Source organism: Paractinoplanes maris, from assembly GCF_023544465.1.
GTDB classification, from domain to species: domain Bacteria; phylum Actinomycetota; class Actinomycetes; order Mycobacteriales; family Micromonosporaceae; genus Actinoplanes; species Actinoplanes maris.
Genome location: NZ_JALPVL010000003.1, coordinates 124,200 through 147,597 on the forward strand (window position 1 = coordinate 124,200; position 23,398 = coordinate 147,597).

The 23,398-nt window shown below is 73.0% G+C and carries 5 protein-coding genes and 1 pseudogene; all 6 read right to left on the reverse strand.

Going from position 1 to position 23,398, the window contains the following annotated elements; all coding sequences use genetic code 11:
* Nucleotides 1–16 precede the first annotated feature (16 nt).
* Nucleotides 17–5,494 (reverse strand): annotated as a pseudogene (locus NAG42_RS45480) (amino acid adenylation domain-containing protein); the annotation flags it as partial.
* Nucleotides 5,479–20,703: a non-ribosomal peptide synthetase gene (locus NAG42_RS09345; RefSeq protein ID WP_250029477.1), complete on the reverse strand. Its 15,225-nt coding sequence runs from the start codon at nucleotides 20,701–20,703 to the stop codon at nucleotides 5,479–5,481. The gene NAG42_RS09345 and the pseudogene NAG42_RS45480, both read right to left, overlap by 16 nt.
* An 86-nt stretch (nucleotides 20,704–20,789) precedes the next feature.
* Entirely contained in the window at nucleotides 20,790–21,002 is a 213-nt protein-coding gene (locus tag NAG42_RS09350; RefSeq protein WP_250029478.1) for an MbtH family protein, read from the reverse strand.
* Nucleotides 20,999–22,504, reverse strand: coding sequence for a tryptophan 7-halogenase (locus NAG42_RS09355; RefSeq protein WP_250029480.1), 1,506 nt, complete (start codon nucleotides 22,502–22,504; stop codon nucleotides 20,999–21,001). Before NAG42_RS09355 ends, NAG42_RS09350 begins: the two co-directional genes overlap by 4 nt.
* Nucleotides 22,501–22,740, reverse strand: a complete 240-nt coding sequence (locus tag NAG42_RS09360; RefSeq protein ID WP_250029482.1) for a phosphopantetheine-binding protein — start codon at nucleotides 22,738–22,740, stop codon at nucleotides 22,501–22,503. The genes NAG42_RS09355 and NAG42_RS09360 overlap by 4 nt, the downstream gene beginning before the upstream one ends.
* A gap of 67 nt (nucleotides 22,741–22,807) precedes the next feature.
* Complete coding sequence (locus NAG42_RS09365; protein ID WP_250029484.1) at nucleotides 22,808–23,398, reverse strand: GNAT family N-acetyltransferase; 591 nt, start codon at nucleotides 23,396–23,398, stop codon at nucleotides 22,808–22,810.

Below are 23,398 nucleotides of genomic sequence, written 5' to 3' on the forward strand. Positions count from 1 at the left end.
GGCCCACGGCTCCGCCGGGCGCGGCGGCCAGTTCGGCGAGCAGCGCGCCGTACCGGTCGAGGATGTCCCCGGCCACGGCCGGATCGAAGACGTCGGCGCGGTAGGCCAGGCCGAGGCGCAGGTGCTCGCCCGGCGCGACGGCCAGGGTGAGCGGGTAGTGCGGGGCGTCGTCGCCGGTGACGTCGGCGATGCGCAGACCCGCCTCGCCGGTGGCCGCGTGCAGGCCGTCGCTGTCGAGCGGGTAGCTCTCGAAGATGGTCAGCGTGTCGAAGAGTTCGCCGAGGCCGGCCCGGCGCTGCACGTCGGTGAGCGGCAGGTGCTGGTGGTCCAGGAGGGCGGCCTGGCTGTCGCGCAGCCGGTCGAGCAGCGCCGCCCAGCTCTCGGCCGGGTCGAGGACCACCCGCACCGGCAGCGTGTTGATGAAGAACCCGATCATGTCCTCGACGCCCGGCACCTGAGCCGGCCGGCCCGACACGGTCGTGCCGAAGACGACATCGGTACGACCGGTGAGCTGCACGAGCAGCACGGCCCAGGCCGCCTGGACGACGGTGTTGAGCGTGACCTGCCGTTCCCGGGCGAGCGCGGTGAGCCGTTCGGTGACCTCCCGCGGCAGGTCCCGCTCGACCCGGCCCGGCCGGGCGTCGAGGACCGCACCCGCACCCGGCGCGACCAGGGTCGGCTGGTCGAGATCGGCCAGCGCCGCCTGCCAGGCCGTCTCGGCGGCGTCCCGGTCGGCCCGGGCCAGCCAGCGCAGATAGTCCTGATACGGCCGGGGCGCGGGCAGGGTCCGCCCGGCGTAGAGGTCGACCAGCTCCCGCACGGCCAGCGGCGTCGACCAGCCGTCCAGCAGCACGTGATGGTTGGTGAGCACCAGCCGGTGCCGCTCCTCCCCCAGCTTGACCAGGGTGAGACGCAGCAGGGGCGGCACCGCGAGGTCGAACGGGCGGGCCCGGTCGGCCGCGGCGAACTCCTCGAACGCTTCCGGGGTCAGGTCGAGCTCGGCCCACGGCAGCTCGGCGTGCGCGGCGACAACCTGGCGCGGTGAGCCGTCCGGACCGGGCTCGAAGGCGGCCCGCAGGGCAGGATGGCGGTCGAGCAGGGCTTGGCCGGCGGCGCGCAGCCGGGCGGCGTCGATCGGGCCCCGGAGGTCGAGAACCTGTTGCACCACATAGGGATCCACGGTGTCGGCCAGCGCGGCCAGGAACACCAGGCCCTCCTGCAGCGGCGACAGCGGCCACACGTCCTCGAGGCCACCCGGGCGCTGTTCCAGGGCGTCGATCTCGTGCTGGGTCAGGCCGGGCCGGAGCAGATCGGACGGGGTGTGCCCACCGGTCACGGGCAGATCGGCCAGGGCCGCGAACCAGTCGGCGGCCAGCGAGCGGACCTCGTCCTCGGTGAGCACACCTTCGGGGTAGGTGAGGGCGGCCACGAGACGGCCGTCCAGAACCGACGCGTTGACTTCGAGGGCGCGGGCCAGCGGCATCCCCGGATCGGCTTCCCCGCCGAGGCCGCCGATCGGGCTCCACGGATCCGCGGTGTCGTCGCCGGTGCTGAAGCGGCCGAGGTAGTTGACGAGGATCTGCGGCTCGGTCAGGGGGGCCAGCGCCGCGATGCCGGCCGGGTTGAGGCGGCGCAGCAGACCGAAACCGGCGCCGTTACCCGGGACGGCCCGGAGCTGTTCCTTGACGGCCTTGAGCCCGCCGGCCGGGGCGAGGCGCACCGGGTATTCGGTGGTGAACCAGCCGACCGTCCGCGAGACGTCGGCCCCGGGCACGAGGTGCTCCTCGCGGCCGTGGCCCTCCAGCTCGACGAGCACGCTGTCGCGGCCGGTGCGAGCCGTGACGGCCTGCGCGAGCCCGGTCAGCAGCACCTCGGCGACGCCGGTGTGGAACGCCTCCGGGATCAGGCCGATCAGGGGTGCGGTCCGCTCGGCGTCGAGTTCCACGGTCACCGTACGGGCGGTGGCCACCGTGTCCCGGCCGGGGTCGACCGGGCGGGCGCCGAGAGGCGGCTCGGGCTCGCCGCTCAGGACTTCCCGCCAGTACGGCAGTTCCGTCTCGTCGGCGATCGGGAGCGCCCGGGCCCACTCGCGGAAGGAGGTGCCGACCGGCGGCAGCGGCTGCCCCGACCAGGCGGTGGCGAGGTCGGCGAGCAGGATCCGCCAGGACACACCGTCGACGACGCTGTGGTGGATGTCGAACCGTACCCGGTCGCCGTCCCACGTCACCCGCAGCGGACCGGCCGACCGGGCTTCGACGGTTCCGGCCGGCGGCACGGTCAGGCCCCGGTCCGGGTTCCAGGTGGCCCGGAGCAGATCGTGCCGGTCGAGCAGGGCCCGGACGACGGCGTCGAGGCGCTCGGGGGTCAGGTCGGCCGGCGCGCGCAGCTCCATGGATTGGCGGTAGCCGGTCGCGGGACCGGTGTCGCGCAGCCAGGCCAGCGCCGGGGTCAGCGGCACGTCGCCGATCCCGGCGCCGGCCGCCGCCGGGCGGGCGGTCTCGGCGGGCACCGCCACGGCGGCGAGCGCGGACACCGTACGCAGCTCGAAGATCTGCCTCGGGGTGACCCGCAGCCCGGCCGTGCGGGCGCGGGCCACCAGCTGCAGCGAGACGATGCTGTCGCCGCCCAGCGTGAAGAAGCTGTCCTCGACGCCGACGGCGGGCAGACCGAGCACCTCGGCGAAGAGCGCGGCCAGGGTCTGCTCGGCCGGTGTCCGCGGCGCGCCGGTCCCGGTGAGCGAGCCGAAATCCGGTGCGGGCAGGGCGCGGTGGTCCACCTTGCCGGCCACGGTGACCGGGATGCGGTCGAGCGTCACGACCGCGGCCGGGACGAGGTGGTCGGGCAGCCGCTCGGCGGCCCACTCCCGCAGGTCGCCGGCGCCGCCCACGACGTACGCGACCAGGCGCCCGTCCCGGGGCACGACCACCGCCCGGCGGACCTCCGGATGCTCGGCCAGCGCGGCGGCGACCTCGCCCGGCTCCACCCGAAAACCGCGGATCTTCACCTGATCGTCGGACCGTCCGACAAATTCCAGCTGGTCGCCGGCGGTCCAGCGCACGACGTCGCCGGTGCGGTACATGCGCTCGCCGTGCTGCCACGGGTCGGCCACGAACCGGGTGGCGGTCAGCCCGGCCCGGTCCCGGTAACCGCGGCCGAGCTGGGCACCGGCGAGATAGAGCTCGCCCGGGACGCCGGGCGCCACCGGCCGCAGCCAGCCGTCCAGGACGTAGGCCCGGGTGTTGCCGATCGGACGCCCGACCAGCGGGCCTTCGCTGTCGCGGACCCACGCCATCAGGGTGTCGACGGCGCATTCGGTGGGGCCGTAGAGGTTGACGCCGGCCGACCGGGGCGCGGCGCGCAGCGCCGACCACAGGGCCGGTCCGGTCGCCTCGCCGCCCAGCATGACCAGGGCCGGCGCGGACGGTCCGTCGAGGAGCCCGGCGCCGACCAGTTCCTGGCCCAGCGACGGGGTGACGTCGAGGGCGTCGATGCCGTGCTCGCGGACGTAGGCGACGAACAGGTCGGCGTCGCGGCGGGTCTCGTCGTCGAGCAGGTGCAGCTCGTGCCCGGCGACCATCCAGAGCACGCCCTCCCACGACGTGTCGAAGACGGTCGCCGCGGACAGTGCCACCCGGGTCCGGCGGCCGGCCGCGGCCGGGCGGATCACCCGCTCGCGGTGGTGGTGGAACAGGTTGGCCAGGCTGCGGTGCTCGATGACCACACCCTTGGGACGCCCGGTCGAGCCGGACGTGTAGATCAGGTAGGCACCCGACCGGGGATCGATCCCCGGGCCGGCCGGGACAGCCTCGGCCTGCTCGTCGAGGAGCTCGGGCGTGACCACCACGACCGGGGTGGCGTCGGCCAGCAGGTAGTCGATGCGCTCCCGTGGATAGCCGGCGTCGATCGGCAGATAGATGGCGCCGGACCGCAGGGCGGCCAGCCACGCCACCACGGCCGCCCCGGTGCGCGGCATCAGCACGGCGACGACCTTCTCGGGGCCGGCACCGCGGTCGACCAGGACCCGGGCCAGGCGGTCGGCGCGGGCGGCCAGTTCGGCGTACGTCAGGACGCTGTCGCCGAACCGGAGGGCGACCGCAAGCGGCATCCGCCGCACGGTGGCGTCGAACTCGTCGAGCAGCAGACCGGGCGGCACGGGCAGGACGGTCTCGCTCGCCGCGGGCAGCTCAGCCCCGGGAATCCGGGCCAGCCGTCCGTCCGGATCGGCCGTGAAGGCGTCGAGGAGCGCGGCGATCCGGTTCAGCACCCCGACGGCGGCGTCGCGGTCCAGCACATCGGCCCGGAACTCGGCGCCCAGCACCAGATCGTCACCCGGCACGACGGTCACGGTGAGCGGGTAGTGCGTGGCGTCGCTGCCGGTCACCTCGGCCAGCCGCAGCCCGGCCGCGTCCTCCAGCGCCCGCAGGCCGTCGCTGTCGAGCGGGTAGCTCTCGAAGACCAGCAGGGCGTCGAAGAGCGGCCCGATCCCGGCCTCGCGCTGGACGGCGGCCAGCCCGAGGTGCTGATGGTCCAGCAGCGCGGCCTGTTCGGCCTGGATCCGGGCCAGATAGGCGGCCCAGGTGTCGGTGGGGCGCGGCCGCACCCGTACGGGAAGGGTGTTGATGAAGAGGCCGATCATGTCCTCGACGCCGGGCAGCGCGGCCGGGCGACCGCTGACCGTGGCGCCGAAGACGATGTCGTCGCGACCGGTCAGCTCGGCCAGCACGAGCGCGAACGCGCCCTGCACGACCGTGTTGACGGTGACCCCGCGGGCGCGCGCTGTCTCCAGCAGCCGGGCACCGTCGACTGTCCGCTCGACGGTTCCGGGGACAGCGGTGGCCGTCCCGCCCAGCAGGGTCGCCTCCTCGAGCCCGGCGAGCGCTTCCCGCCAGGCCCGCCGGGACGCTTCCCGGTCCTGCCCGGCCAGCCAGGTCAGATAGTCCTTGTAGGGACGCGATCGCGGTGGCTCGATCCCGGCGTAGCGGGTCAGCAGATCCCGGACGAGCAGGGGCGCCGACCACCCGTCGAGCAGGATGTGATGGGCGGTCAGCACCAGGCGGTGCCGGGACGGGCCGAGACGCAGCAGCGTCCAGCGCAGCAGCGGCGGCTTCGCGAGGTCGAACGGGCGGCGGCGCTCGGCCTCGGCCACGGCGTCGGCGTCGGCGTCGGCGTCGGCGTCGGCGTCGGCGTCGGCCGGCCGGTCGGCCAGGTCGACCTCGGTGAACGAGACCGGCAGCGCGGCCGGGACGAGCTGCACGGGTTGCCCGGCCTTGCGGGGCCGGAACGCGGCCCGGAGGTTGGCGTGCGCGTCGAGCACGGCCTGCGCCGCGGCCCGCAACCGGATCGCGTCGAGGTCGCCGTCCAGGGTCAGCACCTGCTGCACGACGTAGACGTCGGCGTCGCCGGCATACGCGGAGAGGAAGTAGAGACCCTCCTGCAACGGCGACAGGGGCAGGATGTCCTGCAGTCCGCCCGGGCTGGTCACAGAAGCCTCCACTCGTCCTCGAACTCGTCGATCTCGTCCTGGCCGAGGGTCACCAGAAGGTCGGATGGGGTGTGGCCGCCGCTCGCCGTGCGCAGCCGGTCGAGCGCGGCGGCCCAGCTCTCACCGAGCGAGACCACGTCGGCGGCGGTCAGCAGGCCGTCCACGTAGGACATCTCGACGCTCAGCGACGGCCCGGCCGACCGGTCGGTGGTGGCGGCGTTGATCTCCAGCGCCTGCCCGGCCGGGAACGAGGGGTCGAGCCCGTCGCCGAGCGAGTCGTTGCCCGGTGCGGCGGTCCAGTCCGCCTCACCGCCGCCGGCCAGCCGCCCGAGATAGTTGAACAGGATCTCCGGCGCGGCCGCGAGGCGGTCCTCACCGCGCAGGTAGCGCAGCACGCCGTACCCGATGCCGTTGTCCGGCACCGCTCGCAGCTGCTCCTTGACCCGCTTGAGGGCGGTCGCCGGGTCGTCGCCACCCGGGTCCAGGCGCACCGGATACTCGGTGGTGAACCAGCCGACCGTACGGGTCAGGTCCGCCCCGGGCACCAGGTGCTCCGCCCGTCCGTGGCCCTCCAGGCGCACCAGCACGTCCTGCGTGGGCCGCCAGGCCCGCAGGGCCAGTGCCAGCCCGGTCAGCAGCACGTCCTGGACGCCCGCGTGGAACGCCTCGGGAACCGTGGTGAGCAGCGGCCGGGTGCGCTCGGCGTCGAGAGTGAACGTGTGCTTCCGGAGGTTCGCCACGGTGTGATTCCCCGCTCGCGGGGCGGGCCCGCCGACCACCGAGAGCCAGTAGGGCAACTCGGCCGACCGGTCCACCGCGGCCAGCGCCCGGGCCCAGCCCCGCAACGACGTCCCCACCGGCGGCAAGCCGGCCGGGAGCCCGCGCGCGATCCGGTCGGTGGCCAGGGCCAGGTCGCCGGCCAGGATGCGCCACGAGACGCCGTCGACCACCAGATGGTGACCGACCAGCAGCAGCTCACGCCGCGCCGGGAACCAGACCGCCTGCAGCATCACGCCACCGGCGGGGTCGAGGCGGCGGACGGCGGCTGCGTGTTCCTCGTGCAGGTCGCCGTCACCGCGCCGGACGGCCGCGGTGACCGCACCCGGCGCCGGGACGACCAACCCGTCGGCGGTCCAGCGGGCGCGCAGCGCGTCGTGCCGGTCCAGCACCGCCTGCAGGGCCGCGGTCAGGACTTCGTGCCGCAGGCCGGCCGGGGTGCGCAGCAGCAACGACAGGTTGAAGGTCTCGATCGGCGCGTTCAGCGACCGCAGCCAGCCCACGATCGGCGTGATCGGCACCGCGCCGACCGCATCGTCCACCGGCCCGCTCCTGGTCGCCGCCGCTGTTCCGGCTGCCGCGGCGAGGGCGGCCACCGTCTGGTGCTCGAAGACCTGGCGGGCCGACAGCTCGAGGCCGGCGGCCCGGGCCCGGGACACCAGTTGCAGTGCCACGATGCTGTCGCCGCCGAGCGCGAAGAAGCCCTCGTCCACGCCGACCTGGTCGAGGCCGAGCACCTCGCCGAACAACCCGGCGAGCAGCTCCTGCACCGCGGTGGCCGGGCGCTCGGTCGTCCGCTCCACCACCGGGTCCGGCAGGGCGGCCCGATCCACCTTGCCGCTCGCGTTGCGCGGCAACGCCTCCAGCACCACGACCGCGGCCGGGACGAGGTAGCCGGGCACCCTCGCGGCGGCGAACGCGGTCAGGGCGGCGCCGTCCACCTCACCCTCGACGTAGCCGAGGAGCCGGCCGTCCCGGGCGACGACGTAGGCGTGGCGCACCCGCGGGTGCTCGGCCAGAATGGCGGCGACCTCACCCGGCTCGATCCGGAAACCGCGGATCTTCACCTGGTCGTCGGACCGCCCGAGGAACTCGAGCCGGCCGTCGCCGGCGCGGCGCACGACGTCGCCGGTCCGGTACATGGTGGCGCCCGAGGGACCGTACGGGTCGGCGACGAACCGGTCGGCGGTCAGCGCCGGCCGGCCCAGATAGCCGCGGGCGACCCCGGCCCCGGCCAGATACAGCTCGCCGGCAACGCCGGGGGGCACCGGACGCAGACGGGCGTCGAGGACGTAGGCCCGCTTGTTGCGGTCCGGCCGGCCGATCAGCACCGGCGCGCCGGCCACGCACTCCCAGTAGGTCGAGTTGACCGTGGCCTCGGTCGGCCCGTACGCGTTCAGGAGGCGATGGGTCGGTGCCCAGCGCTCGACCAGAGCGGGCGGCAACCGGTCCGCGCCGACCACCACAGTCACGCCATCCGGCACCGACGGCACCGCCCCGAGAGCCGCCGGCGGCAACGCGAAGTGCGTGATCCCCTGCTCCCGGACGAAGTCGGCGAAGGGCTCCCCGAGGCGCCGTTCCTCGGGCGTGACAACCAGCGTCGCGCCGCGCAGCAGAGTCACCGCCAGCTCGGCCACCGTGACGTCGAAGCTCGGCGACGCGAACTGGGCGACCCGGCTGCCCGGACCGGCCCGCCAGGTCTCGGCGAACGTGTCGGCCAGGTCGGCCAGGCCCGCGTGCGGAACGACGACGCCTTTGGGCTTTCCGGTCGACCCGGAGGTGTAGATGACGTACGCCGCGTTGGCCGGCCGCAGGGCCACAACCACGGGCGCGTCGTCGCCGGCGAGCTCGTCCGGCCGCACGAGCGGGATCCCGGCCGGGGCGCCCGTCCGCGCGACGACCAGCGCCGGAGTGGCGTCCTCGGCGAGGGCCGCGATCCGCCCGGGTGGGTAGGCCGGGTCGACCGGCAGATAGGCGGCGCCGGCCTTGCTGACGGCCAGCTCGGCGATGAACAGGTCGGCCGAGCGAGGCAGCAGCACCATCACGAGGCGGTCGGGTCCGGCGCCCCGGGCGATCAGGGTGCGGGCGAGGCGGTTGGTCAGCCGGTCCAGCTCCGTGAAGGTGAGCGTGCGGGTCCCGTCCTCCAGGGCAACTGCTTGCGGCGTACGGGCTACCTGCTCGCCGAAGAGCTCGGGCAAGGTCTTCGGCGCACCGGGAGCCCGGACGCCCTGCCAGCCCTCGGCCAGCCCACTGCGCTCCGCCGCCGAGAACAGGTCCAGATCGGACACCCGCCGCTCGGGCGTGGTCACCGCGTCGGCCAGCAGCCGGGTCAGCCGCTCGGCGAGGGTGGCGGCGCTGCTCGCGTCGAAGAGGTCGGCGGCGTACTCGATGACCCCGCGCAACCCGTCCACGCCGTCCTGCTCGGTGAGCACCACGCCCAGGTCGAACTGGGCGACACCGGTGTCGATCGGCAGCGGCTCGGTGGTCAGCCCGGGCAGTCCCGGGTGCTCGGCCGGCACGTGCTGGAACGCGACCATCACCTGGAACAGCGGGTTGCGGCCCAGCGAGCGCTCCGGGTTGACCGCCTCGACGACCCGGTCGAACGGCACGTCGGCGTGACCGAAGGCGGCCAGGTCGGTCGCGCGGACCCGGGCCAGCAGGTCGGCGAACGCCGGGTCACCACTGACGTCGACCCGGAGCACGAGAGTGTTGACGAAGAACCCGGCGAGCCGGTCGAGGCGCTGGTCGGGGCGGCCCGAGACCGGGCTGCCGAGCGGGATGTCGTCGCCCGCGCCGAGCCGGCTGAGCAGCGCGGCCAGGGCCGCCTGGACCACCATGAACGGCGTGGTTCCGGTGCGCCGGGCCAGTTCCCGCAGCCGGCGGTGGCTGACGCCGTCCAGCTCGAACCCGACGATGCCGCCCCGGTGCGAGGCGACCGGCGGGCGCGGGCGATCGGTGGGCAGGGCCAGCTCGGCCGGGGCACCGGCGAGGGCCTCGCGCCAGAACGCGAGCTGGCGGTCCTGTGTCGTGGCCAGGAGCTCGTGCTGCCACAGGGCGTAATCGGCGTACTGGACCGGCAACGGCTCCCACCCGGAAGCGGCGCCCCGGCTGCGCGCGCCGTAGGCGAGGCCGAGGTCGGCGAGGAGCCGGCCCTCCGACCACTCGTCGGTGACGATGTGGTGCAGCACCAGCAGCAGAAGGTGCTCGTCGTCGCCGGACCGGATCAGATGCGGCCGGACCAGAAGCTCCGAGGCGAGATCGAAGCAGTAACGGGAGGCCTCGGTGAGATCGCCCTCGTGCCACTGCGGGCGCACCTCCGGCAGGATGCGCTGGACCGGGCGGCCGTCGACGGTCGGGAAGACCGTGCGCAAGCCCTCGTGACGTTCGAGAACGTCGTCGAGCGCCGCGCGCAGGGCGGGCACGTCCAGGCGGCCGGTGAGCCGCAGGGCGAACGCCACGTTGTATTCCGGGCCGGGGCCGTTGAGCTGGTGGTGCAGCCAGAGCCGGTGCTGCGCGGGCGACAACGGCAGCGGATCGGGACGCTCGCGCACGCTCAGCTCGGGACCGCTCGCCCGCGGTCCGGCGTCCAGATACGACGCGAGAGCGGTCACGGTCGGCGCGTCGAAGACGGTACGTACGGCGAGGGGGACGCCGAAGACCGCGCGCACCCGGGCGGCCAGGGCGGTCACGGTCAGCGAATGACCGCCCAGCGCGAAGAAGTCGTCCGTGCTGCCGACAGTGTCCAGCCGCAGCACCTCGGCGAACAGGCCGGCCAGGATCTCCTCGGTGGGCGTGCGGGGAAGGCCGGCGCCGGCGAGCTCGCTGAAATCGGGCTGGGGCAGGGCCCGGCGGTCGGTCTTGCCGGCCACCGTGGTCGGGATCGTGTCGAGGGTGATGACCACGGCCGGGACGAGGTGATCGGGAAGCCGCTCGGCGGCCCACTCGCGCAGGCCGTCGGTGCGGCCGACCACGTACGCCACCAGGCGCCCCTCGTGGGCGACGACCACCGCCCGGGTGACGCCGGGATGCTCGGCCAGAACGGCCGCCACCTCGCCCGGCTCGACCCGGAAGCCACGGATCTTCACCTGGTCGTCGGACCGCCCGACGAACTCGAGCCGGTCGTCGGCGGTCCACCGCACGACGTCGCCGGTGCGGTACATCCGCTCGCCGCTCCGGAAGGGGTCGGCCACGAACCGGGTCGAGGTGAGCGCGGCCCGGTCCTGGTATCCGCGGCCCACCTGGGCGCCGGCCAGATAGAGCTCGCCGGGGACACCGGGCAGCACCGGCCGGAGCCAGCCGTCCAGGACGTACGCCCGGGTGTTGCCGATCGGACGGCCGACGAGCGGGGTGTCGCTGTCGGCCACCCGGGCCAGGAGCGTGTCGACGGTGCACTCGGTCGGGCCGTACAGGTTGAGGCCGGCGGTGCCGGTCGCCCGGCGGAGGGCCGTCCAGATGCGGGGGTCGGCCGCCTCGCCGCCGAGCGCGACCATCGCCGGGCGGTGGCGGCCGTCGTCGTCGAGCAGGCCGGCCGCGACGAGCGGGGCGGCCAGGGAGGGGGTGACGTCGAGGAAGTCGATGCGGTGGGCGTCGACATAGGCGGCGAACAGCTGCGGGTCGCGGCGGGTCTCGTCGTCGAGCAGGTGCAACTCGTGGCCGGCGACGAGCCAGAGCAGGCCCTCCCAGGAGGTGTCGAAGACGAGCGAGGCCGAGAGGGCGGCGCTGATCCGCCGGCCTATCGGCGCCATCAACGTCTCGCGGTGGTGGGCGAACAGGTTGGCCAGGCTGCGGTGCTCGATGACCACACCCTTGGGGCGCCCGGTCGACCCCGACGTGTAGATGAGGTAGGCGCCCGAGCGGGGATCGATCGACCGGTCCGGCAGCGCGGTCTCCTCACCGATCAGGCCGGGGGTGACCACGACGACCGGTGCGGCGTCCTCGAGCAGGTAGTCGATGCGCTCCCGCGGATATCCGGCGTCGATCGGCAGATAGATGGCACCCGACCGGAGCACGGCCAACCACGCCACCACCGCCTCGGTCGAGCGCGGAACCAGCACGGCGACGACCTTCTCCGGGCCGGCGCCCCGACTCACGAGCGTCCGGGCCAGCCGGTCCACGCGGGCATCCAGCTCGGCGTAGGTCAACGCCTCGGCGCCGAACCGCAGGGCCACCGCATCCGGCATGCGCGCCACGGTGGCGTCGAACTCGTCGAGCAGTGTCCCGGTCGCGACCGGGCCGGCCGTCTCGGCCGCAAGCTGTGCCCCGTCCACCGGGAGACCCGCGAGGGTGAGCGACGGTGTCGCGGTGAAGGCATCCAGGAGGGCGTGCAGTCTCGACAGCAGCTTGGCGGCCGCTTCGGCGTCGTACAGGTCAGGCCGGTGCTCCAGACGCAGCCGGAGCGTCGCGTGCGGCACGACGACCAGGCTGAGCGGGTAGTGCGTGGCGTCGACCGGGATGCCGCCGCTGACCGACAGCTCCCCGGCGGCCGGCACCGCCGTACCGGTCGGATAGCTCTCGAAGACGGTGAGCGTGTCGAACAGATCGCCCAGCCCGGCCAGCCGCTGGATGTCGGCCAGCCCGACGTACTGGTGATCCAGCAGGGCGGCCTGCTCCCGCTGCACCCGGTGCAGCAGGGCGACCCAGCTCTCGGCCGGGTCGAGGCGGACACGAACCGGCACGGTGTTGATGAACAGGCCGACCATGTCCTCGACGCCGGGCAGCGCGGCCGGGCGGCCACTCACGGTCGCCCCGAAAACCACGTCGTCGCGGCCGGTGAGCTCGGCCAGCAGCAGGGCCCAGGCGCCCTGAACGACGGTGTTGAGCGTGAGGCCGTGGCTCCGGGCGGCCCGGGTGAGCCGATCGGTCGCCGGCTCGTCGAGAACTCTTTCGACAACTCGCGGCAGCACGGCGGTGCCGGGCGCGCCCGGGTTGACCAGGGTGGGCTCCTCCAGGCCGGCGAGGGCGTCACGCCAGACCCGCTCGCTCGCATCGCGGTCCTGGGTGGCGAGCCAGGCCAGATGGTCACGGTAGGGGCGCGGGGCGACGCCGGCCGAACCGGCGTAGAAGCCGAACAGGTCGCGCATTGCGAGCGGCCCCGACCAGCCGTCCATCAAGAGGTGATGCTGGGTGAGGACGAGGCGGTGCTCGTCGCCCAGCTCGGCCAGCACGAACCGCAGCAGCGGCGGCGCGGTCAGGTCGAAGCGGCGGGTCCGCTCTTCGTCGAGCAGCCGCGCGAAGGCGTCGTCGTCAGCGACCGGCTCGGCCTCGGCGAAGGGAATGCGGACGGAGGCCGGGATGGCTTGAACGGCGCGGCCAGTGCTGGTGCGGGCGAAACCGCCGCGCAGGTTGGGATAGCGGTCGAGCAGGCTGGTCGCCGCGGCCCGCAAACGGTCGGGGTCGACCGGCCCGGTCAGCGTGAAGACCTGCTGAACGGTGTAGACGTCGGTGCCCTCATCAAGCCCGGCGAGATAGAAAAGCCCTTCCTGCAAAGGCGACAGCGGCAGCACGTCGACCAGTCCACCGCCCGATCCCGCAGACTCGCCGTCGGCGAAAACGGCGTTCAGTTCGGCCAGCTCGCCGTCTGTGAGACCGGCGAGTGGGACATCGGCGGCCGTCAGCGCGCCGGCGCCGGGATCGAGGGCGGCGGCGCGCAGGGCGACCAGCGCGGCCAGCCAGTCGTCGGCCAGACGCCGTACGTCGGACTCGCCGATCGCCCCGGCCGGGTAGCCGAAGGTCGCGCGCAGAACTGTCCCGTCCGCGCTGTCCACAGCCGCCACGTCGATAGCGACGCGATGCCGGACAGGCATGGCCGGCTCAGCCACGGCGTGTGCGGCCGGAAGCTCCGGCGCGATACCCCAATCGCTGCCGTCCGCCCCGGTGAATCGCCCGAGGTAGTTGAAGAGCACGTCCGGCTCGGCGTCGGCCAGGGTTCCCGGCTCACCGAGATACCGCAGCAACCCGTACCCGACGCCCCCGTCCGGGATGGCCCGCAGCCGTTGCTTGACTCCGCGTAATACCGCCGCCGGCCCACCATCAGCGGCCGGCAACCGCACCGGATATTCGCTGGTGAACCAACCAAGCGTGCGCACCAGGTCGGCGCCCGCAACGAGTTGCTCCTCGCGTCCGTGCCCTTCGAGCGCGATGAGCGGCTCCCCCGCCCGCCGCGCCAGAGCAAGGGCCAGCCCCGCGACGAGAACCTCCTGCACACCCGCCCGGAACGTTTCCGGAACAGTAGTGAGAAGCGGCACGGTGATCGAGGCATCCACCGTGACCGTGAGCCGCTCAAGCGTGCCTGCCGTGTCCCGCGCGGGGTCGAGCTCCGGCCCGCCGAGCCGGGTGACCGGCCCAGCCGGCGTGTTCGTCCACAGCTCGCTGTCCACAACCGGCACGGCCGTCCACAGCCCCCGGGCCCAAGACCGGAACGATGTCCCTTCCCGCTGCGGTTGTTCCCCGCGCGCCGCCGCGGCCACGTCCTCGGCCAGAATGCGCCAGGACACACCATCCACAACCAGGTGATGAGCGACGAGCAAGAGTCGTCCACAGGCATCACCACAGTCGAACCAAACCGCCTGAAGCATCACGCCTTTGGCCGGGTCCAGCCGGTCGGCCGCCGCTTCCCGCTCAGCCGCGACAAGTTCGACCAGGTCACGCCCATGGGCATCCACCACCCGCAACGGCACCTCCACCGAAGCCGCCAGCCCGCTCGGGGCAGCTTCCGGGTGGGGCGGCAAATCCGCCGGTTCCCGGTGGGGCGGCAGATCCGCCGGTTCCCGGTGGGGCGCCAAGTTCGCCGAGGTGGCGCTCGGAACCGGCGGCACGTCAAGGGTCCAGCGACCGCCCGACGGAACCAGCCGGGCGCGCAGGAGAGGGTGAGGCGCCACCGCTTCCCGGAGCACCCGGTTCAGTTCGGGCAGGTCAAGCCCTTCCGGCGTACGGAGGAGAAGTGCCTGCGAATACCGGTCGATCGGTGCGTCGAGCTCCCGCAGCCAGGCAACGATCGGCGTCTCCGGCACGATCCCGGTTGCGTCCTCACCCTCGACGACCGGCTCACCGGCGGTCTCGGCGACCAGCGCGAGCTCGGCCACGCTCTGGTGCTCGAACACCTGCCGCGGAGTGATCCGCAGCCCCGCGGCCCGAGCCCGGGAAACCAACTGGATGGAGAGAATGCTGTCCCCGCCAAGCGCGAAGAACCCGTCGTGCCGCCCCACCGCAGCCGGCTCGATCCCCAACAGCCGCGCGACCAGCTCAGCCAAAGACGCCTCAACAGCCGTGGCGGGCCGATCCACCGCCCCGATCGACGTAGCGGCCGGCGGCTCAGGCAACGCCAGCCGATCAACTTTTCCACCAGCCGTCAGCGGAAGCTCATCCACCAGCACAATCGCCGCCGGCACCAACGCCCCCGGCAGAGCAGCCGCCGCGTGCGCCCGGAGCACCTCAACAGTCACGCGGCTGCGGGTAACCACATAAGCAACCAGCCGCACACGTCCATCCAGAGACGCACTGCCCACAGGCGCGCTGTCCACAGGTGCGCTGTTCACGGGTGCACTGTCCACAGGTGCACTGTCCACAGGTGCACTGTCCACAGGTGCGCTGCCCACAAATGCCGCACGAGGCATTCCCTGGGCGCCACCATCGCCGCAGACCTGGCTCGCCTGGCTCCCGACCGGATCGACCGGGTTGGTCCGGGCGACCACCGCCGCCTGGGCGACGGCCGGGTGTGCGGCGAAGACGGCTTCGATCTCAGCCGGCTCCACGCGGAAACCGCGGATCTGCACCTGGTCGTCGGTGCGGCCGAGGAACTCGATCTCGCCCGTGGAAGTGCGACGGACCAGGTCACCGGTGCGATAAAGGCGAGCGCCCGCCGTGCCGAACGGATCGGCGACGAATCTCTCGGCGGTCAGAGCCGGTCGCCCGAGGTAACCGTGGGCGAGGCCGCCACCCAGATAGAGCTCGCCGGGCACACCGGGCGGAAGCGGTCGGAGGCGCTGGTCGAGAACATACGCGGTGCGGTTCAGCTCCGGACGCCCGATGAGGACGCCCAAGTCGAGCGGCTGGCCGTCCGCAGGACCGGCTGGAGCGATCCCGCCACCCGTGGGCTCAGTCAGATCCTCTGGAACGATTCCGCCGGCCGTGGGCTCAGCCGGGTCGGCTGGAACGATCCAGCTGCCAGCGGGGTCGGCTGGAACGATCCAGCTCGTTGCGGTCACAGTGGCCTCGGTCGGCCCGTAGGCGTTGACGAGACGGCGGCCCTGCCGCCAGCGGGCTACCTCGCCGGCGCTGGTCGCCTCGCCGCCGATCGTGATCGTTACGCCGGCGGGGATGGCTGATGTGGGCAGAGCCGCGAGCAACGCCGGCGGCAGGTCGACGTGAGTGAGCCGCGCAGTGGTGACGAACTCGCCGAGGGCTGGGCCGAGCCGGGCCTCCTCGGGCACGATCACGAGCGTCCCCCCGGAGAGGATCGTCGTGGCCAGCTCGCTGAACGCCACATCCACCGCCGGTGACACGAACTGCGCGGCGCGCGTCTCCGGACCCGCCCCCACGACAAGTCGCACACTTTCGACCAGCCCGGCCAGCCCGGTGTGCGGCACCACGACACCCTTGGGACGCCCGGTCGACCCCGACGTGTAGATGATGTAGGCCGCCGATGCCGGATCCACTACCACGCCGGGGTCGGTGGCATCGTCCCCGAGATCCGAGATGTGGACAGCCCGCACGTTGTCCACAGGCTCCTCCGCCGCCTCTTGCGGAAGCGTAGGGTCGAGACCCCAGGGCGGGCGGGGGAGGCGGTGGACACCCCCGACGATCATGACTTCTGCACCGGCGTCGGCGAGCTGGTGGCTGATCCGGTCGGCCGGGTGGTGCACGTCGAGCGGCAGATAGGTCGCGCCGGCCTTGGCGACGGCCAGCAACGCGACGACCAGGTCGGCCGAGCGCGGCAGATGCACACCGACCACCCGTGACGGGGCAGCGCCGGCGTCGATGAGGCGATGGGCCAGCCGGTTGGCGAGGGCGTCCAGTTCGGCGTACGTCAGGCAGCGGTCGCCGTCCTCGACCGCCACCGCAGCGGGGCGCGCCGCCACCTGCTCGGCGAAGAGCGCTCCGAGTGCGCGGGGTGGCACCTCACGCCGTACGCCGTGGGAAGCCGCATGTTCGGCCGGAGTAAGCAGATCGACCGAGCCGATCGGGCGGTCCGGCGCAGCCGTGACCGCCTCCAGCAAGCGCACAAAACGCGCGGCCAGCGCCGAGGCGGTGCTCGCGTCGAACAGATCGGCGCGGTATTCGAGGCTGCCGACCAGCCCGCCGTCACGCTCGGCGACGTCGAAGGTGAGGTCGAACTTGGCGGTCCCGGTGTCCACCAGCCGCGGCGTGGCTTCCAGGCCCGGGAACCCGGCCACCGCGGGCAGCTCGGCCTGATACGACACCATCACCTGGAACAGCGGCGAATGAGCCAGCGACCGCTCGGGGTTCAGCTCCTCCACGAGCCGCTCGAACGGCAGCTCCTGATGCGCGAGCGCGGCCAGATCCGTGGCCCGCACCCGGCTCAGCAGCTCACCGAACGTCGGATCACCCGACACGTCGGTCCGGAGCACCACCGTGTTGACGAAGAAGCCGACGAGCCGGTCGAGCACGTCCTCGCCCCGGCCCGCGACCGGGGTCCCGAGCGGGATGTCGTCGCCCGCCCCGAGCCGGCTCAGCAACGCGGCCACGGCGGCCTGCACCGTCATGAAGACCGTGACCCCGTACGACCGGGCGACCGCCCGCAGCCCCTCGGCGAGACCGGCCGGAAGCGGGAAGCGGACCACCCCACCGGCCGACGAGGCCACCGCGGGCCGCGGGCGATCGGCCGGGAGCGGCAACACCGCCGGCGCGCCGTCGAGCGCCTCCCGCCAGAACGCGACGTCCTCCCCCACCGGCAGGGCGTTGTGCCAGGCGGCGTAATCGGTGTAGCGCACGGGAAGCGGCGGCCAGGCCGGCGCCGAGCCCTCGATCCGCGCCGCGTAAGCCGTGGCGAGGTCGCCGAGCATCGGCGTGAGCGACCACTCGTCCCCCGCGATGTGGTGCACCACCAGCAGCAGCACATGCCGGTCGGACCCGTCGCTGAACAGGTGCGCCCGCAGCGGCGCCTCGGAAGCGAGGTCGAAGGGCTGCCGGACGGCCGTCTCGAGGTCCCCGCCGACCGACAGCGCAACGGAAGCCGGCCGCAGCACCGCATACGGCGTCCCGTCCCGGGAGGCGAGGATCGTGCGCAGCGGCTCGTGCCGGGCCACCAGGTCGTTCAGCGCCGCCCGCAAGGCGTCCACGTCGAGCGACCCGCGCAGGTCCAGGGCCAGCGGCAGGTTGTACGTCGCATCCGGCCCGTCGAGCCGGGACAGGAACCACAGCCGCCGCTGCGCGTGGGAGAGCGCGTCGCCACTCGACGGCGAGATCCTCGGGCGCGCATGCCCCCGCGCGGAGGACAGGCGCTCCGCCAGGCTCGCCACGGTGGGCGCGTCGAAGACGTCCCGCAGCGTCAGGTCGACGCCGAGAATCGTGCGCACGCGCGCCGCGACGCGGGCCGCCAGCAGCGAATGCCCGCCGAGCGCGAAGAAGTCCTCCCGCCGCCCCACCGACGGCACCCCGAGCACCTCCGCGAAGACGCCGGCGAGCAGCTCCTCGGGCAGGCTCCGGGCCGTTTCCGGGGCCACGGCGGCGTACGCGGGCTCGGGCAGGGCGTTCCGGTCGAGCTTGCCGTTCGGCGTCGCCGGCAACTCGTCCAGCGCGACGATCGCGGCCGGCACCATGTAGTCCGGCAGTTCGGCCGCGGCCCGCTCGCGCAGTCCGTCGGTCGTCCCCACGACGTACGCCACCAGGCGCCGGTCCCCCGGGCGGTCCTCCCGCACGACGGCGACCGCCCGCACGACTCCCGGCGCGGCGGCCAGCACGGCCTCGACCTCACCGAGCTCGATCCGGAAGCCGCGCAGCTTCACCTGCTGGTCGACCCGGCCGAGCACGTCGAAATCCCCGTCCGGCAACCGGCGCGCGAGGTCACCCGTGCGATACATGCGCTCGCCGGGCTGGAACGGGTCGGCGACGAACCGGGTCGCGGTCAGCCCGGCCCGGTTCAGATAGCCCCGCGCGACTCCGGCTCCGCCCAGATAGAGCTCGCCCGCGAACCCGTCCGGCACCGGTCGCAGCGCCGCGTCGAGAACGTAGGCCCGCGTGTTCCAGATCGGCTGCCCCACCGTGACCGCGCCGGTCCCGACCTCGGACACGGTCGACCAGATCGTCGTCTCGGTCGGTCCATAGAGGTTGGTCACCGACGTCGCCGACCGTCGCAGCGAGAGCGCCAGATCCGGCGGCAACGCCTCCCCTCCGACGAGCACCCGCAGCCCGGTCAGCGCCAGGTCACCGCCCGGCGCCTCGAGCAGCGCCTGCCACAGCGTCGGCGTGGCCTGCACGACGGTCGCGCCGGTTTCCCGTACGAGTCCGGCCAGCACCTCCGGATCCTGCACCGCCTCTTTCGCCGCGAGCACCACTGCCGCCCCGCAGAGCAGCGGCAGATAGAGCTCCAGCCCCGAGATGTCGAAACTGACCGTGGTGACGGCCAGAAGCCGGTCGTCGGGTCCCAGCGGCACCTCCTCGCGCAGGGCGAGCAGAAAGTTGACGAGGTTCCGGCGGGTGACCACGACGCCCTTCGGCCGGCCGGTCGATCCGCTCGTGTAGAGCACGTAGGCCGCCGCATCCCCGTGGTGAACCGGAACCGGAACCGGCGCCGAAGCGGCGGGCAGCGGCTCGTCGAGCCGGAGGACCGGCATCTCTCCGTCCGTTGGCGAGTTGGTGAGAAGCAGGGCCGGTGCGCTGTCGGCGAGCATCCAGGCCAGTCGGTCGGCCGGGAAGTCGGGGTCGAGCGGCAGATAGGTGGCGCCGATCCGTTGCACCGCCAGCAGAGCGACGAGCAGCTCGGCCGTGCGCGGCAACCGCACGGCCACGATCTGTCCCGGCCGCACGCCGCGCACGGTGAGCACACCCGCCAGCTCCTCGACCCGTCCGGCCAGCTCCGCATACGTCAGGGTCACGCCGCCCGGCACGGCCAGGGCAAGAGCTTCCGGCGTACGGCGGGCCTGCGCCAGCCACAAGTCGGTGAACCCCCGCTGGGGCAGGGCGCGCGTGGTGTCGTACGGGAAGGGCTTGTCCCGCAGTCCGAGCCGCCCGGTCGGTGTGGCGACGTCGGTGCCGGCCACCGTGCCGAGCAGCCCGGCCAGGCGCTGGGCGTGCCCGGCGAGCGCGGATTCGTCGTAGCGGGCCGGATTCGCGTCGAGCACGAGCTCCAGGACGTCGCCGCCGCGGTCGTCGAGCGTGATGGACAGGTCGTCGACCGGCCCGGCCGAGATGTAACGCGGCGTTCCCACCACCGGCCCGAAGCCGAGCGTCGCGCCGAACGGCTTGATGTTGACCCACGCCCCCACGAGACGCCGGTCGCCGCCGATCAGTCCTAGGTCGCGCCGGATGTCCTCGCCGCGATACCGCTGGTGCGGCCGGATCGAGCGAACCTCCCGGGCGACCCGCTGGATCAGTGCCGCCACCGTGTCCACAGGCGACACCGCGATGCGCAGCGGCAGCACGTTGACCGCGGTGACTGGCACCCGCGCGGCCACCGAGCCCAGCCGTCCCATCATCGGCAGGCCCAGCACGACCTCGTCGGTGCCGGTGATCCGGTGCAGATACAGGGCCGTCGCCGCGAGCACAGCCTCGACCCGGGTGGCCGCCGCTTCCTGGCCGGTCGCGGTCAGCCCGCGCCCGACCTCGGCCGGCAGAGTCACGCGGTGCCGCAGGAACGAGGCGCTGGGCCGGGTCGGGCCGGTGGCCAGGTCGGCCACTTCGGCCCCGGCCAGCCGAGCCCGCCAGAACTCCCGATCCGCCTCGTAGCCGGCCGAGGTCCGGTAGGCCGCGTCCTCGGCCACCACGTCGTCGAGGGTGCCGAACGGGTTCGCCTTCGGTTCCGCCCCGGCGGCCAGAGCGCTGTAGACGGTCGCGAGCCGCTGCGCCACCAGCGCCGACGTGTAGGCGTCCATGACGATGTGATGACAGCGCTGGTACCACGTCCAGCGTCCCGGCCCGCGCCGGATCAGGGCCTCGGCGAAGACCGGCCCGGTCGTCAGGTCGATCGGCCGGGCGAGCTCGTCGTGCATCCACCGCTCGGCCGCGTCGTCGTCGAGTTCCAGCCTTTCCAGCCGCCACCCGGGATCGTCGGCGATCTCCTGGTACGGCGACCCGTCGTGGCCGCCGAACCGGGCCCGCAGTGGCGCCGCCTCGTTGATTACCTGTCGCAGGGCCCGCTCGAACAGCTCCGGGTCGACCTCGCCGTCGAGGTCCACGCAGGCCGCCGTGGTGTATGCCGGTCCCGGGTCGAGGTGCTGGGCATACCAGACCCCGGCCTGAGCCGCGGAGAGTTCGAGTCGGTCGGGCACGTGCTGCTCCTGGTGGCGCGCAGGGCGGATCGCGCCGCGCCGGGTCACGGCGCGGCGGTCCACGGTTGGTGCTCGGAGAGGCTGGGTCAGCCGTTCATCTGCTCGATCAGGCTCTTGGGCCGCAGATCGGTCCAGTTCTTCTCGACGTACTCCAGGCAGGCGGCCCGGGAGTCCTCGCCGAACGCGACCGTCCAGCCGGCCGGGACGTCGGCGAAGGCCGGCCAGAGCGAGTGCTGGCCCTCGTCGTTGACCAGCACCAGATAGCGGCCGTCCTCGTCCTCGAACGGGTTCGTGCTCACTTGGCCTCCTCGAGAACCGGTGCCGCAGTCACCGACGGATCCATCCAGGACAGTCCGTCCGGCCCCGGCACCAAGCCGTTGTCGAGCAGCGGCAGTTCCTTGGCGTCGGCGCCGCGGATGCCGCGTACCTGGATGTTGTTCATCTCCTGCATGACCTCGCGCACGACCGGCGTGCCGAACAGGTGGTGCATCCGCTCGCCGGACTCGGTCTGCATGTCGCCGGTGCGCTCGACGGCGTCGGCGAGCGCACCGGACGACTTCCGGGCCTGGGTCAGCGCCTGCTCGCCCGAGTGGACGCCGCCGACGAGGCTGACGAACGCTTCCAGGTCGGTGGTGTTGAAGTTGGTCACCTTGCGGGCCCGCCAGAAATACGAGCTCTCGTCGCTCTGCATGTCGTAGAAGGCGCTGAGGAACTCGTAGAACACCCGGTACTCGCGGCGGTAACGGCCCTCGAACTCCGCGAACGCGCGGTCCTCGGTGACATCACCGGCGAGCACGCTGTTGATGGAGCGCGCGGCGAGCAGACCGGAGTAGGTGGCCAGGTGCACGCCGGTGGAGAAGACCGGGTCGATGAAGCAGGCGGCGTCGCCGACCAGCACCATGCCGGGCCGGTGGAACGTGCTGTTGGTGTAGGAGTAGTCCTTGCGGGTCCGGATCTCGCCGTACGTGCCCTCGGTGACCCGGGTCGCGCCGGCCAGGAAGTCCTTGACGATCGCGCAGCGGTCGATGAACCCGAGCAGCGCCTGCTCCTGGTCACCCTGCAGCTTGGCCGCGTGCTCACGCGAGATGACCGCGCCGACGCTGGTGAGCGTGTCGGAGAGGGGGATGTACCAGATCCAGCCCTCGTCGAAGGCGGCGCACAGGATGTTTCCGGTGTCCGGCGCGGGCAGGCGTTTGCCGCCCTCGAAATAGCCGAAGAGCGCGATGTTCTTGAAGAAGTCGGAGTAGATGCGCTCGCCCCGCACGTTCTGGTGCACGCGACTGCGGTTGCCCGACGCGTCGACCACGAACGTCGCCCGGATCTCGCGTTGCCCGCCGTCCTCGTCGGTGTAGCGCACCCCGCGAACCCGGTCGTCGTCCGCGACGACCTCGGTGACCGGGGCGTTCTCGCGGACGTCGACGCCGTTGCGGGCGGCGTTGCGCAGCAGGATCTCGTCGAACTTCAGGCGCTCGACCTGATACGCGTACGACGTGGGGCCGCTCAGCTCGGGAGCGACCGCGAACAGGAAGTTCCACGGCACGGGGTTGGATCCCCAGCGGAAGCTGCCGCCCCGCTTGACCATGAACTGGGCCGCCTCGAGCTCCTCGGTCACGCCGAGGAGCCGGCCGATGCCGTGCACAGTGGACGGCAGCAGCGACTCACCGATCTGGTAGCGGGGGAAGGTCTCCTTCTCCAGCAGCACCACGCGGTGGCCGCGCTTGGCGAGCAGCGTCGAGACGGTCGAACCGCCCGGGCCGCCGCCGATGACGACGACGTCGGCGCTCTCCACGGTCGGGCTCACTTGCTCTCCTCCGGGGCCAGCAGGGTCCACCACGCCTTGATGGTGGGCTCCTGGGCGAGTTCGAGATAACCGGCCTGACTGCCGGCCTCACGCCACCGGGTCGCGAGGCTCATGAGGCGGATGGAGTCGAGGCCACGATCGAGGAGGTTGTCATCGTCGGCGAAGCTGCCGGGCTCCTCGGCGAGGACCTCGGCCACATCGCCGCGGAGGCGGTCGAGGCTCAGGGGTGCGGTCATCTGTCTGCGTCCTCCGGTCGTTTGTTAGGTAAGGCTTACCTTATGATTTCGACCGAGTAAAGATGTTTTATTCCGTGTCAGGCGATAATTCGTAAACGTGCAGCGCAGCCCGCTTGTGACCGAGATCGCTGACGCTCATCAATCGGAAACCGGCGCCCACGAACATCCGCCGAGCCATGGCGTGCCGTTCGTCGGGATCGGCCAGCAGCCGGCGGGTCCGCCGGTCGGCGCGGGCCAGGCCGTGCGCGATCGCGCGCACCATCGCCCGCCCCAGACCCTTTCCGGTACGGGTGACATCCCCGATCGCCAGGTGCAGCCCCAGATCGTAGGGATCGGCGTCGTAGTGCAGCCCCACCACGTCGCGCGGCGTGCGGTAGATCTCGACGTAGGCGAACGGCTCCTCCTCGTACGAGATGAGGAAGGGTCTGGAGAAGTCGCCGCCCAGCTGTCCGGTGATCTCCTGGGCCCACCGCCGCGCCGGCCACGCCTGCTCCCAGAATCGCTCGACGTGCGGTTCACTCATCCAACGGCTCACCAGTGCGGCATCGTCGGCGGTGAGCCCGCGAACGCTCCACGGGCGCTCCAGGATCGGTGCCGGTGGGGGCCCCGCCGCGACCACCGCCGCGGCGAGACCGTCCGTCACCTCGCGGGTGGACAC